Below are 13,457 nucleotides of genomic sequence, written 5' to 3' on the forward strand. Positions count from 1 at the left end.
CCGGAGGAGGGAGGGGCCATGCGGATACAGCTGGACCTCTTCCGGAGCGGGGACGGTCGCCTCGAAGGGACCGTCCGCGCCCCGGGTGGTGGCGGCGGCCCGTTCACCGGGGTGCTCGACCTGCTCCGCGTGCTCGAGGCGATCGACCTGCCGGCGCTCGACGACGACCCGGCAGCCGCGCGTGACCGGGGGAACGACGATGGCTGACCTGCGCGACGCCGGTGCCCGACCCGCCGTCTCGGCCGAGGCCGTGAAGTACGCCCAGCTCTCCGGGGTGCTCGCCGTGGTGTTCGCGGTGCTGATGGCGCTCGCGCTGGTGTTCGTGAACCGGTCCCCCGGATTCGCCACCAGCGACCAGGCCTACGACGCCTTCTACGCGCCGGGCGGCAAGACGGTGCTGATCACCGTCGGGCTCTACCTCGTCCCGTTCGCGGGCATCGCGTTCCTCTGGCACATGATCACGGTGCGGCTGCTGGTCCGCGAGCTGGCCCCTGACGTGCCCAAGATGCCCATGTCGCTGCAGGTCCTCGCGGGTGTCCTGTTCGTCGCGCTGCTGTGGACCGGCACGGCGGCGGCCGGGGCGGTGGCGCTCGTCGTCGACATCGGGACCGGCCCGGTGCCGGGTCCCGACGTCGGCCGGGCGCTGTCGGGCATCGGGTACGCGGTCGTGTTCGTGTACGCGGTCCGCGCGGCCGGCATGTACGTCATGACCACGACGACGCTGCTCATGAAGGCCGGCCTGCTCCCACGCTGGCTCGGCTTCCTCAGCTACCTGCTCGCCCTGGCGATGTTGGTCGCCACCACGTTCAACCCCGCCGTCCTGCTGGTGCTGCCCGGGTGGGCCGTGCTCGTCGGCGTCATCGTCCTCGTCCGCGCCGGACGTCCCGGCGCCCGCGCGATTCCGGAGGCTGCCTCATGACCACCACCCCGATCGGGATCCGTGACGCGAGCGAGATTCCCGGCCCGCCGCCGAAGCCGATCATCGGCAACGCCCTCGACATCCCCGGCGACCGGACGATCCAGGCGCTGATGGACCTGACCCGCACCTACGGGCCGATCATGCGGTTGAGCACCCCGATGGGCGACCGGTACGTCGTCTCGGGCCTGGAGATGGTCGACGACCTGTGCGACGACTCGCGGTACGACAAGCTCGTCGGCACGGCGCAGAAGGAGCTGCGCAAGATGCGCCCGAGCGACGGCCTGTTCACCGCCGACACCGACGACCCGATGTGGTCGCGGGCGCACAACATCCTGCTGCCCAACTTCAGCATGCAGGCGATGCAGGGCTACCTGCCGATGATGATCGACATCGCGCTGCAGCTCATGCAGAAGTGGGAACGGCTCAACCCGGGCGAGGACGTCGACGTCACCGGCGACATGACGCGCCTGACCCTCGACACGATCGCGTTGTGCGGCTTCGGGTACCGGTTCAACTCGTTCTACCGCAACACCCAGCACCCGTTCGTCGACGCGATGATGCGCACGCTGACGGAGACCCAGCGGCGGGCCCGGCTGGTCCCGGCGCTGATCCGGTTCCGCCGCAGGGCGCAGCGTCAGCTCGTGGAGGACAACGCCTTCATGGAGCGGGAGGTCCAGCACATCCTCGACGAGCGGCGCCGTGCCGGGAACGCCGAGGAGCACGACGACCTCCTGAGCTGCATGCTCACCGGCATCGACAAGAAGACCGGCCTGACGCTGCCCGACGAGAACATCGTCGGCCAGTGCCTGACCTTCCTGGTCGCGGGCCACGAGACGACCAGCGGGCTGCTGTCGTTCACGATCGCCTACCTGCTCAAGGACCGGGACGTCGTCGTGAAGGCGCAGGCCGAGGTCGACCGGGTCCTCGGGACCGATCCGGGCGTCATGCCCAGCTTCCAGCAGATCCAGGGCCTCACCTACGTCACGCAGATCCTCAACGAGATCCTGCGGCTCTGGCCGACCGCGCCGGGGTTCACCCGCTACCCCTACGAGGACGCGGTCCTCGGCGGCTTCCGCATCCCGAAGGGCTCGTCGCTGACCGCGCTGACCCCGATGCTGCACCGCAGCACCGAGATCTGGGGCCCGGACGCCGAGGAGTTCAACCCCGACCACTTCCGCCCCGAGTTCCGCGCGACGTTGCCGCCCAACGCGTTCAAGCCGTTCGGCTCGGGACAGCGGGCCTGCATCGGACGGCAGTTCGCGATGCAGGAGGCCGTGCTCGTGCTCGGCATGCTGTTGCAGCGCTTCGACTTCGTCGACGAGCACCAGTACCAGCTCAAGATCAAGGAGGCGTTGACGCTCAAGCCCGACGGGCTGTTCATCCGGCTGCGGCCGCGACCCGACCGGACCACCGGCACGGTCGTCGTCGCGCCGCGGGCCGCGCAGGCCCCGGCGGCGAAGCCCGCGCTGCGCCTGGCACCCGTCGGCGACCGGCACGGCACCCCGCTGACCGTCCTGTTCGGGTCGAACCTCGGCACCGCCGAGGGCATCGCGACGCGTATCGCGCAGGACGGCGCCGACCGCGGTTTCGCCGTCACCCTCGGCGCGCTCGACGACCACGTCGCCGACCTGCCCTCCGAGGGTGCGCTCGTCGTCGTGTGCGCGTCGTACAACGGGCTGCCGCCCGACAACGCCGAGAAGTTCTGCGCCTGGATCCGCGACGCGGCGACCCCGTCCGACGCGGCCTCCGGGGTGGCGTTCGCGGTGTTCGGCTGCGGCAACATGGACTGGGCGTCGACCTATCAGGCCATCCCGACGATGCTCGACGAGCAGCTCGCGGCCCACGGCGGCCGGCGCGTCGTCGACCGGGGTGAGGGTGACGCCCGCTCGGACTTCGACGGCCAGTACGAGGCCTGGTACGCGACCATCTGGCCTGCTTTGACCGAGGCGCTGGGCCTTTCCGCCGACGCGGTCGGCGCCGGCACGAGCGGTCCGCGGCTCACGCTCACGATGACCAACCGCCAGACCACCAACCCGGTCGTCGTGTCCTACCGGGCGCGACCGTCGACCGTGCTGGTCAACCGCGAGCTCAACGCCGACGGCTCCGACCGGTCGACCCGCCACGTCGAGATCGCGCTCGCGCCCGGTACCGAGTACTCGACCGGTGACCACCTCGGCGTGCTGCCGCGCAACAACGTCGACCTGATCCGCCGGGTCATCGCCCGGTTCAAGCTCGACGCGGGCACCTACCTCACGATCACGCCCAACGGCGGCTCGTGGACGCACCTGCCCCTCGACGAACCCGCGCCACTGCTGGGGGTGCTGGGCAGCTGCGTCGAGCTGCAGGACGTCGCCGGGCGGTCCGACATCGCCACGCTCGCCTCCGTCGCCGCGGACCCGGCCGAGCGCGACGCCCTGCTGGCCCTCACGACGCTCGACGACGAGGGCCGCGCCCGGTACCGCAAGACGATCGCCGAGCCGCGGGTCACGGTGCTCGACCTGCTCGACGCCTACCCGAGCTGCGCCCTGGAGTTCGCGCAGTTCCTCGACATGCTGCCGCCGTTGCGGCCGCGGTACTACTCGATCTCGTCGGCACCGTCGGAGAACGGGGCCTGCCACATCACCGTCGGGGTGCTCGACGTGCCCGCCCGCGGTCGCGACGGCCGGTTCGCCGGGGTCTGCTCGACACACCTGCGTGGCAGCGAGGTCGACGGAACGCTGTTCACGTTCGTCCGCAAGCCGACCATCCCGTTCACGCCGCCGGAGAACCCGCACATCCCGATGATCATGGTCGGGGCCGGGACGGGCATGGCCCCCTTCCGCGGTTTCCTGCAGGAGCGGGCCGCGCTGAAGCGGCGCGGGGTGCCCATCGCGGAGTCACTGCTGTTCTTCGGGTGCCGCACGCCCGAGCAGGACTTCCTCTACTCCGACGAGCTGCGCGCCTTCGAACGCGACGGCGTCGTGAAGCTCTGCATGGCGTTCTCCCGGGTCGCCGACAACCGCCGCTACGTGCAGCAGGCGATCGTCGAGGAGGCGGACGAGGTGCGCAGGCTGCTCGACGAGGGCGCACACGTCTACGTCTGCGGCAACGCGAACACGATGGCCCCGGCCGTGCGGGCCGCGCTGATCGAGGTGCACGGCGGTTCCGACGGCGAGTCCTGGCTCGCCGGGATGCGCGCCGAGCAGCGGTACCTGGAGGACATCTGGGGAGAGTCGGCGGTCGGCTGAGCCGGGCGGGCCGAGCTGCCGGGAGGGCGGCACCGGCCCGCCCCACACTCCGGCCGCAACCTCACGGCTGTCCGGGGGCGGCGACACGACCGTCAGGTTGCGGCCGGGGGCGACGACGTGCCGGCGCACGTCCGGCGCCACGGCGTCAGGATGCGGCCGCGCCGTGCAGGGCGTCGCGCAACAGGCGTTCCTCCACCGCGAGGTTGTAGCGGGCGCGCGCCTCCAGGCGGGCCCGGCACTCGGGCGTCCCGTAGATCGAGTCGAGGGCGAGCAGGCCGCGGACGACGCGGTGCAGGCCGGCGAGGTCGTCGGGACCGTCGACGTGGCCGGCCGCCCACACCCGCGCGCCCACGTGGTCGGCGCGCGACCGCGACAACCCGGTGAGCAGGACGTCGGCCACGACGGCGGCGTCGGGACCGTCGTCGAGGTACGGCCGGTGCCGCAGCGGGTCGAGCGCGGCGAGGGCGTCGACGTCCGGGCCCGGCCCGGCACCGGCGAGCAGGTCGGTGAGCAGCGGCCGCGTGGCGGGCTCGATCGTCGCGACGGCCAGCGCCACCACCCCGGGGCGATCCGCCCGGTGGGCGAGCTCCCCGACCCAGAACGCCAGTTCGCGGGGCCCGCCGGCGAGGCGCGCGACGGGGCTGCGGGCTGGCGAGGCGTCCATACCGAGGATCCGTCCGGTGTGCCGACGAGGGGTGCCGCCGTTGTAGCAACCGGTGACGCGACCCGACAAGTCACCGGGGGTTCCGCCCACGAGGCCGCCGACGCAGCGTCGGAGCCGATGCCCACCGACGCCGTCGCGGCCGCGTCCCCACCACCTGTGAGTGGCGATGGTCGCTGTAGCGACCATCGCCACTCACGACTCACGCGGCGGCCGTGCTCGCCGCGGCGGCCGCCGTCAGACCGCGTCCCGCGCCTCGGCCAGCGGGATGACCACGGCCGTCGCGGTGGCCGTCGCGAGGACGGCCCCGCCGGCATCGCGCAGCTCGGCGTCCAGGTGCGCGGTCTCACCGGCGCGGCGGACGACGCGTCCCCGCCCGAGGATCCGGCCCGGCCGCGCGGGACGCAGGAAGCTCACCGACAGCTGCAGCGTCGACTGGAACTCGTCGGGTTCCAGGGTGGCGAGCAGCGCGGGGCCGACGGTGTCGTAGAGCATCGCGGCCAGGAAGGCGCCGAGGACGTTGCCGGCCGGGTTGGTGAACGCCTCCGTCGCCGTGAACGCGACCTCGATCGTCCCGGCGTCCACGTCGGCGTCGACGAACTCGAACCCGAGCGTCGCCGCGGCCTGCGGGATCGGCACCCGCCCGGCGACACCGTCCCAGAACGGTCCCGTCCGGCCGGCCGGGACGCTCACGCCGTCGGGCCCCGGCCGGCCCAGGTCCAGGCGTAGGCGGGGTCCTCGGCGGCGAGCCCGCCCTCGCCGAGCGCGAGCGGCCGGAAGGTGTCGACCATGACGGCCAGCTCGTCGAAGGACTCCGCGCCGAGCGACCGTTCGATCGCGCCGGGTTGCGGCCCGTGGCTGTGCCCGCCCGGGTGCAGCGACACCGAGCCCTGCGCGATCCCGGAGCCCTTGCGCGCCTCGTAGTTCCCGCCGCAGTAGAACATCACCTCGTCGGAGTCCACATTGGAGTGGTAGTACGGCACCGGCACCGACAGCGGGTGGTAGTCGACCTTGCGGGGCACGAAGTTGCAGATCACGAACCCGTCGCCCTCGAACACCTGGTGCACCGGCGGCGGCTGGTGCACGCGCCCGGTGATCGGCTCGAAGTCGGCGACGTCGAACGTGTACGGGTAGAGGCAGCCGTCCCAGCCGACGACGTCGAAGGGGTGCGTGGCGTACACGTAGCGGGTGCCGGTGATGCCGTCGACGCCGCGGTGGCGCACCAGCACCTCGACGTCCTCGCCCTCGACGAGCAGCGGTTCGCCGGCGCCGTGGAGATCACGTTCGCAGTAGGGCGCGTGCTCGAGGAACTGCCCGTACCGCGACAGGTACCGCCTGGGCGGCGCGATGTGCGACGACGCCTCGATCGCGTACAGCCGCAACGGTTCCGAGCCGTCGGGGAGCCAGCGGTGTGTCGTCGACCGCGGGATGACGACGTAGTGCCCGGCCGAGGCGCGCAACGTCCCGAACACGGTCTCGATCGTCGCCGACCCGGACTCGACGTAGACGCACTCGTCGCCGACGGCGTCGCGGTAGAGCGGCGACGGCTGCCCGGCGACGACGTAGGAGATGCGGACGTCGGCGTTGCCGAGCACGAGCCGTCGCCCGGTGACGGCGTCGGCGGCCTTCCAGTCGTCGCCGGTGAGGGCGTGCAGCTGCAGGTGCCGCGGCAGCAGCGGCCGGTTCTCGGTGAGCGTCTGGTCGGGTGGGTCCCACGGTGTGGCGTCGACGATCGCCGAGGGCACTGCGCGGTGGTAGAGCAGCGCGGAGTCCGACGAGAAGCCCTCCTCACCCATGAGCTCCTCGTAGTGGAGGTCGCCCTCGCTGCTGCGGTGCTGGGTGTGTCTCTTGGGCGGGACGTGACCGGCGCGCCGGTAGTACGCCATCGTGGGGTCCTCCTTCCGGGCCGGACCCCATGATGGCCCTGGTGGCCGGGTTCAGCCGAGCTGAACGACCATGTCGACCTCGACGGCGAACCCGCGCGGCAGGTTCTCGACCGCCGATCGCGGTGCGGGCGTGGGCGCCGCGCTCGCTGAACACCTCGACGAACAGGTCAGACGCCGGCGATCGCCGCCGCGCGGTCGAGCAGGTCGACGGCCGCGTCGTGCAGACGCCGTCCCGTTGTCAGGTCGGCCTTCCCGGCGAGCGCGCGGACATGGGTGCCCTCGATGACGATGGCCAGCTTGAGCCCGGCGAGCACGGTGTACCAGCCGATCGCGGAGAGGTCGCGGTCGCTGCGGGCCGCGTAGTGGGCGATGAGTTCGTCGGGACCCGGGAGGCCGCCCAGCGTCGCGATCGCATCGCCGGTGACGGGGTTCCCCCCGCCGCCGGGCCAGGTCACGAGCAGCCATCCCAGGTCGAGCAGCGGGTCGCCGATCGTGCACATCTCCCAGTCGACGATCGCCGCGACGCGGGGTGACTCGTCGTCGAGAAGGACATTGTTCAGGTGGTAGTCGCCGTGCACGATTCCGGGGCGCGAGCCCGTCGGCATGTGCGCGGTGAGCCACTCGGCGAGCGCGTCGATGTGCGGGAGCCCGGCACCGGACGGTTGACCGTACGAGGCCAGCAGGTCGAGCCAGCGCGGGACCTGGCGAGCAAGAAAGCCATCGGGCCGGCCCAGGCCACCGAGTCCGACGGCCTCGTGGTCGACGGCGGCGAGGCGGGCGAGCGCGGCCGCGGTGTCGAGCGCGGCGGCGTGTCGCGCCATGCTGCTCCCGCGGTAGAGCGCCGAGAGCGAGTCGCCCGGGTTGCTGCCGTCGACGGCTTCCATCAGGTAGAAGACGGCCCCGCCGAGGACGGCCTCGTCATCGCATCCTGCCACCAGCGACGGATGCGGCACGTCGCTGCCGGCAAGCGCGGCGAGAACGCGCATCTCGCGACGCAACGCCGTGTTGCTGCTGGTCCGGAGGTGTTCGGGCGGGCGACGCAGGACGAGGTCGCGGTCGCCCCACGCGAGCCGCAGTACGACGTTCTGCGTGCCGCCGCCGATCCGGCGGACGTCCTCGATCGGGGCGTCGGGCAGTCCGGCTGCCACACCCCAGCGCTGTACCGCGGCGACGTCGACGAGTCGCACGTCGAGCCACTCCGGCTGGACGACGGCGCTCGGCATCCCAGCACGGTAGCGGTGGACCCCGGCGAGGGCTGCGGGGCGACGCGGCGGCGTTTGCAACTCTCGACAACGCCCGGACCCGCCGCCGGGTGACACGCGTGACCCCGGCCACCACAGTGCGGGCATGACCAGTGGCGCATCGGCAAGCCAGGGCGAGACGACGACCGCGGGCCCGACCTTCGGCCTCTGGTACGACTTCCGCAACCCCGACCCCGACCGGCCGTTCAGCACCTTCTACCGCGAGATCCTCGACCAGATCTCGTGGGCCGAGCAGCGCGGTATCGACTCCGCGTGGCTGACCGAGCACCACTTCTGCGCCGACGGCTACAGCCCCTCGCCGTTCGTGCTGGCGTCGGCGATCGCGCAGCGCACGAGCCGGATGCGGATCGGCACCAACCTGATCGTCTCGCCGCTGCACAACCCCGTCCGCCTCGCCGAGGACGCCGCCACGCTGTCGCTGCTGTCGGGCGGACGGTTCGACCTCGGCGTCGGCCAGGGCTACTGGGCGCGCGAGTTCGAGGCGTTCGGACGCAAGGTCACCCACCGGCCGAGCCTGCTCGAGGAGGGTGTCGAGGTCATCCGCCGCGCCTGGTCGGGCTCCGCGGACGGCTTCTCCGGCAAGCGCTACCAGCTGCCGCCCGTCGCCGTCACGCCCGTTCCGGAGCACGCGCCGCAGCTGCTGGTCGGCGCGATGGCCGACCCTGCGATCGAACGCGCCGCGCGAATCGCCGACGGCTTCCTCAGCACCCAGAACGCTCACCAGGCGACCTACCTCGACGCGGTGGAACGCCAGGGCCGCTCACGGGCCGACGCCCGCATCTACGCAGGTCAGTGGGCCATCATCGCCGACGACCCCGAGCGGGTGTGGGCGAGCATCGGCAAGCACGCGCTCTACCAGCTCAACGAGTACATCTCCTGGGGCGCCTTCGGACCGCCGGACCAGGTCCCGCAGTTCACCGACCCCGCGCAGATCATCGAGGCGGGCGCCTACCAGCTGATGGACGCCGAGGCCGCCGTCACCGAGTACGCGACGCTGCTGCGCGACCGGCCACAGATCAAGGACGTGCACTTCTGGGCGCAGCTGCCGGGCGAGCCCGTCGACAGCGGCTCCGAACGGATCGCCTACCTCGCCGACAAGGTCGTCCCGGCTGTGCGGGAGCGGCTGCAGGCGTGACCGAACTCCTCGTCACCGAGTTCGTCGAAAGGGCCCGGCGCCACCATCCGCGGCGGTCCGTCGTCGGTTACGAGCACGGCACCGAGGTGCTGCGCTACGACTACGGGACGCTCGCCGAGCGCGTCGCCAGGCTGGCCGGGGCCCTGCAGAGGCTCGGCGTCCGGCCGGGCGACCGCGTCGCGACGCTGTGCTGGAACCACCACCGGCACCTCGAGCTCTACTCGGCCGTGCCGATGGTCGGCGCGGTCCTGCACACGCTCAACCTGCGGCTCTCGGCCGAGGAGATCGCCTACATCGTCGGCCACGCGAACGACCGGATGATCGTCGCCGACGCCGACCTCGTCCACCTCCTCGACGGCGTCCGTCCCGAGCTGGGCGTGATCGACTCCGGTGCGGCCCTCGAAGAGCTCGTCGCCGACGGGCCGGAGCTGGGGATGCCCCCGCTCCGCTCCGAGCACGACCTCGCGATCCTCTGCTACACCTCCGGGACCACGGGTCGACCCAAGGGTGTCGGCTACCCGCACCGTGGTCTCTACCTGCACACCTTCGCGGCGTGCCTGGCCGACGGGCACGCGATCTCCGCCCGCGACACCGTCCTGCACGTCGTCCCGATGTTCCACGCCAACGGCTGGGGCGTGCCGTTCGCGGCCACCATGGCGGGCGCGGCGCAGGTGCTGCCCGGCCCGCACCCGACCGTCGCAGAGCTCGCGCACATCATCGAGCGCGAGCGCGTGACCTACGTCGGGATGGCGCCGACGGTCGCTGTCGACCTGCTCGCCCACGTCTGCCGCGAGGGCAGCGACGTGTCGAGCCTGCGGGCGCTGGTGCTCGGCGGGTCGACCCCGTCGGTGGACCTGATCCGGTCATGGGAGGAGCTCGGCGTACCGGTCTTCCAGGGCTGGGGGATGACCGAGATCTCGCCGATGGCGACGTTCACCCGCGACCCCTTCCCGCCCGACGACCCCGCCGAGCGTCACCGTCGCACCCGGACCCAGGGCACGTTGCTGCCCGGGCTGCAGTGGCGCATCGTCGACGACGAGGGCCGCGAGCTGCCGTGGGACGGCGAGAGCGCGGGGGAGCTGCTGGTGCGCGGGCCGTGGGTGGTCGACGCCTACTACCTGGGTGAGGCGCCCGACCGGTTCGTCGACGGCTGGCTGCGGACCGGTGACGTGGCGACGATCGGTACCGACGGCCGGCTGCGGATCGTCGACCGGACGAAGGACCTGATCAAGAGCGGCGGCGAGTGGCTGTCGTCGGTCGCGATCGAGCAGGCGCTGCTGGCCGACCCCGACATCGCCGACGTCGCGGTCGTCGGGGTGGCGCACGAGCGCTGGCAGGAACGTCCGCTCGCGATCGCGGTGCTGCGCGAGGGCGCGACGGCCGGCGCCGACGAGTTACGGGCCCGCCTTGCGCAGCGAGTACCACGCTGGTGGCTGCCCGAGGAGATCGTGCTGGTGGCCGCGCTGCCGCGCACGAGCGTTGGAAAGACGGACAAACGACGGCTGCGCGCGCAGTTCGCCGGCACGACGACCTCGACAGGGAAGGGGTGAGGACAATGGCGTTCCTCGAGGCGGAGGACGGCAAGCGGGTCTACTACGAGCACCACGCGGGGGCCGGACGGCCCGTCGTGCTGGTGCACGGGTGGAGTGCGAACGCCCACTGCTGGGACACGGTCCTGCCCGCGCTGCTGGGCGCCGGCCATGCGGTCGTGCTCCTCGAGCACCGGGCGTGCGGTCGGTCGGACAAGGACTTCACCGACACCTCGATCGCGGCCATCGCGTCCGACGTCGTTGCTGTCGTCGACCAACTCGGGCTGCAGTCGCCGGTGCTCAACGGCTGGTCGCTCGGGGGTGCCGTCGTCACCGAGGCCGCGCACCGGCTCGGCGACCGGTTGGGCGGGCTCGTCCTCACCGGCGGCGCCACACCGCGCTACACCCAGGCCGACGGCTGGCCCTACGGCGGCACACCCGCCGACGTCGAGGGCGTCCTCGCCGGGCTCGCCGCCGACCGGGCCGCCACGTTCCGCGCCGTCGCGAACGCGGTCTGCGTCAAGGACGTGAGCGCCGACATCGTCGAGTCGGTCTGGCTGGCCTTCATGGAGACCGGCCCGAAGGCCGACGCGACGCTGCGCGACCTCGCCTCCGTCGACCAGCGCGACATCCTGCCCACGATCGGCGCTCCGGTGCTGATGCTCCACGGCAGTGACGACGGGTTCGTCTCGTTCGACGGCGCCAAGGCGGCAAAGGACCTGTTCCCGAACGCGCGGCTCGTCGAGTTCGGCGGCTGCGGACACGCCCCGTTCTGGGAGGACGGCGACACCTACCGCTCCGAGCTGCTCGCGTTCCTCGCCGGACTCTGATCCGTGGGCCGAACCTGGGTGGTGACCGGGGGGTCCCGCGGGATCGGGCGCGCGGTCGTCGACCGTGCGCTCGCCGAGGGCGACACCGTCGGAGTCCTGGCCCGCTCGGTCGACCGGGAGAGCTGGGCACCCGCGATGCGCGACCGGGTCACGCCGATGCCGGCCGACGTCGCGGACCTGGCGTCGGTCGGGGCCGCGTTCGCCGGCGTCGGGCCCATCGACGTGCTCGTCAACTCCGCCGGGGTCCACCGCGGTGGGCGCATCGAGCAGCTCGGCGACGAGGCGTGGGCGGAGGTGCTGGCGACGAACCTCACCGGCGCCTTCGCCACCTCGCGCGCGGCGCTGCCGCTGCTGGCCGACGGGGGCGCGATCGTCAACATCGGTGCGGTGGTCGGGCTGCGGGGCTATCCCGGCGACGTCGCCTACGGCTCGGCCAAGGCAGGACTGTCCGGGCTGACCCAGACGCTGGCCGTGGAGCTCGCGCCGCGCGGGGTGCGCGTCAACCTGGTGATACCGGGCTTTGTCGACACGGAGATGACGGCGGGCCTGACCGCCACCTCTCGCGCGACGATCGTCGACGGCATCCCGATGGGCCGCCCCGGGCGCGCCGACGAGATCGCCGACGTCGTGTGGGCGGTGGCGGGCGCGTCGTACATGACGGGGGCGACGATCCCCGTCGACGGCGGGCTGATGGCGTCGTTCGGCGCCCCGGCCCGGGGGCGACGGGGCCCGGCTGCTCGCTGAGCCTCTACGCCGGATAACGGGCAGCATCGAGATAGTCGGACTGGGGCGCTACCGCTGCGAGTGTGAGCGTTCAGCCAGCGGAGGGCGCTGTTCCGCCAGCCCCACTACCGGCGGCCCCGCGGGAGATCCGACGGGCCCTGCTGGTCGAGGAGGCCGGGCAGTTCGACCGGGAGTGGCGTTCGGCGATGACACGCTCGGCCGAGGCGCTGGACCTCTCAGAGGTGTTCGCAGTGCTCCAACTGTGGCGGCATGTCCTCGGTTCTGATGACGGAGGTGGGGGCGCGGTCTGCGCCGAGGTAGGACCGCGCCCCCATCGATCAGTTCTGCCGGGCCTGGTTGCTGCTGTTGATGTAGTCGATGAGCTCCACGATGTGGCTGCCGCCCCCGACTTCGCTCTGGTTCTCGGTGAGCATGCGGCCGTTGGCCTCGCGGATCGCCGGGTCGCCTCCGTCGAACTCGGCCAGCAGCTCCATCCATCGAGCTGCCAGGGCCTGGACCCGGGGCTCGCCCGGGTCGGTGCCGGCGTCCTTCTCTGCCTGCACCTTCGCGATCAAGATCGGCCACTCGCTCTCCGCCTCGGCGATCCGGTCCTCCCCCAGCTGCTCGCGCCGCCGCGACAGCGTGGCGAGCTGCTCGTCGGTGAAGTACTCGTTGAACTTCTCGTTCATCTTCGACACCTCGTCGATCAGTCCCAACAGGTCCGACGGAGCAGGAGACCCGGTACGCCGTACCCGGGTGACCAGCACGCTGAGCGTCGCCTCGAGCGTGCGCAACGCGTCGAGCTGTGCACGGACCTGGGTGACGTGGGCTTCCAAGACCCCAGCCAGCCCGGGGCCACCCTCGTCCAGGACACGCCCGATGGCATCCAGCGAGAGGCCCAGCTCGCGCAGGGCCACCACCTGGTACACCCGCTCGACGTCTGCGACCCCGTAGAGGCGGTGCCCCGAAGTCGTTCGACTTGATGGGACGACCAGGCCCAGCTCACCCCAGTAGTGCAACGTGCGCACCGTGAGGCCGGTGGTGTCGGCCAGTTCACCGACCTTCCACAACTGTGCGTGGTCCCGCATCTCCCGTGCCCCCCACTCGTCGGATCGCCACCTCGTGGCGACACACCGAACGCTAGGAACTCACGCCGCGTCAGGTTCAGGAGCGAACTCGACACGTTCAGGGCAACCAACCAGGACTCAGCCAGTTCCTTCGTACTCGCGGGCCCCCCACCCAGCCAGGTCTGGGGTGTCCTCCGCGGCAACCCCCACCCCTTCCT

At 72.1% G+C, this 13,457-nt stretch carries 12 protein-coding genes and 1 pseudogene; 8 read left to right on the forward strand and 5 right to left on the reverse strand.

Going from position 1 to position 13,457, the window contains the following annotated elements; translation table 11 throughout:
* Nucleotides 1-18: 18 nt before the first annotated feature.
* The 3 genes from PSU4_RS06325 to PSU4_RS06335 are packed head-to-tail and all read left to right on the forward strand — an operon-like array spanning nucleotide 19 to nucleotide 4,146.
* Nucleotides 19-207 (forward strand): hypothetical protein, encoded by a 189-nt coding sequence (locus PSU4_RS06325; protein WP_147103364.1) that lies wholly within the window; start codon nucleotides 19-21, stop codon nucleotides 205-207.
* Nucleotides 200-919 (forward strand): hypothetical protein, encoded by a 720-nt coding sequence (locus tag PSU4_RS06330; protein WP_147103366.1) that lies wholly within the window; start codon nucleotides 200-202, stop codon nucleotides 917-919. The genes PSU4_RS06325 and PSU4_RS06330 overlap by 8 nt, the downstream gene beginning before the upstream one ends.
* Nucleotides 916-4,146: a bifunctional cytochrome P450/NADPH--P450 reductase gene (locus PSU4_RS06335; protein WP_147103368.1), complete on the forward strand. Its 3,231-nt coding sequence runs from the start codon at nucleotides 916-918 to the stop codon at nucleotides 4,144-4,146. Before PSU4_RS06330 ends, PSU4_RS06335 begins: the two co-directional genes overlap by 4 nt.
* Nucleotides 4,147-4,291: 145 nt before the next feature.
* Here the strand turns inward: PSU4_RS06335 and PSU4_RS06340 are convergent, their stop codons facing one another.
* The 4 genes from PSU4_RS06340 to PSU4_RS06355 form a co-directional block, all read right to left on the reverse strand.
* Nucleotides 4,292-4,810 (reverse strand): hypothetical protein, encoded by a 519-nt coding sequence (locus tag PSU4_RS06340; RefSeq protein WP_147103370.1) that lies wholly within the window; start codon nucleotides 4,808-4,810, stop codon nucleotides 4,292-4,294.
* Nucleotides 4,811-5,044: 234 nt separating this feature from the next.
* A complete protein-coding gene (locus PSU4_RS06345; protein WP_147103372.1) occupies nucleotides 5,045-5,500 on the reverse strand; it encodes a PaaI family thioesterase in 456 nt (151 codons plus the stop codon).
* Nucleotides 5,497-6,693, reverse strand: a complete 1,197-nt coding sequence (locus tag PSU4_RS06350; RefSeq protein WP_147103374.1) for a homogentisate 1,2-dioxygenase — start codon at nucleotides 6,691-6,693, stop codon at nucleotides 5,497-5,499. The genes PSU4_RS06345 and PSU4_RS06350 overlap by 4 nt, the downstream gene beginning before the upstream one ends.
* Before the next feature lie 167 nt (nucleotides 6,694-6,860).
* Complete coding sequence (locus PSU4_RS06355) at nucleotides 6,861-7,916, reverse strand: phosphotransferase family protein (RefSeq protein WP_147103376.1); 1,056 nt, start codon at nucleotides 7,914-7,916, stop codon at nucleotides 6,861-6,863.
* A gap of 124 nt (nucleotides 7,917-8,040) precedes the next feature.
* Between PSU4_RS06355 and PSU4_RS06360 the strand changes: the two genes are divergently transcribed.
* The 5 genes and pseudogenes from PSU4_RS06360 to PSU4_RS32980 all read left to right on the forward strand — a co-directional run.
* Nucleotides 8,041-9,090: an LLM class flavin-dependent oxidoreductase gene (locus PSU4_RS06360; RefSeq protein ID WP_147103377.1), complete on the forward strand. Its 1,050-nt coding sequence runs from the start codon at nucleotides 8,041-8,043 to the stop codon at nucleotides 9,088-9,090.
* On the forward strand, nucleotides 9,087-10,640 hold the full coding sequence (locus tag PSU4_RS06365; protein ID WP_147103379.1) for a long-chain-fatty-acid--CoA ligase: 1,554 nt from the start codon (nucleotides 9,087-9,089) through the stop codon (nucleotides 10,638-10,640). Before PSU4_RS06360 ends, PSU4_RS06365 begins: the two co-directional genes overlap by 4 nt.
* Nucleotides 10,641-10,645: 5 nt before the next feature.
* Nucleotides 10,646-11,449, forward strand: a complete 804-nt coding sequence (locus PSU4_RS06370) for an alpha/beta fold hydrolase (protein WP_147103382.1) — start codon at nucleotides 10,646-10,648, stop codon at nucleotides 11,447-11,449.
* Between the two features lie 21 nt (nucleotides 11,450-11,470).
* The gene (locus tag PSU4_RS06375) at nucleotides 11,471-12,193 is read left to right on the forward strand and encodes an SDR family NAD(P)-dependent oxidoreductase (RefSeq protein WP_246114971.1); all 723 of its coding nucleotides are present in this window, start codon (nucleotides 11,471-11,473) and stop codon (nucleotides 12,191-12,193) included.
* Nucleotides 12,194-12,255: 62 nt separating this feature from the next.
* Nucleotides 12,256-12,435, forward strand: a pseudogene (locus PSU4_RS32980) (DUF6247 family protein); the annotation flags it as partial.
* 75 nt (nucleotides 12,436-12,510) lie between these two features.
* On the opposite strand, the gene PSU4_RS06380 reads toward PSU4_RS32980, so the two are convergent.
* Entirely contained in the window at nucleotides 12,511-13,260 is a 750-nt protein-coding gene (locus tag PSU4_RS06380) for a MerR family transcriptional regulator (RefSeq protein ID WP_147103385.1), read from the reverse strand.
* Nucleotides 13,261-13,457 lie beyond the last annotated feature (197 nt).

Source organism: Pseudonocardia sulfidoxydans NBRC 16205 (assembly GCF_007989085.1).
GTDB lineage: Bacteria > Actinomycetota > Actinomycetes > Mycobacteriales > Pseudonocardiaceae > Pseudonocardia > Pseudonocardia sulfidoxydans.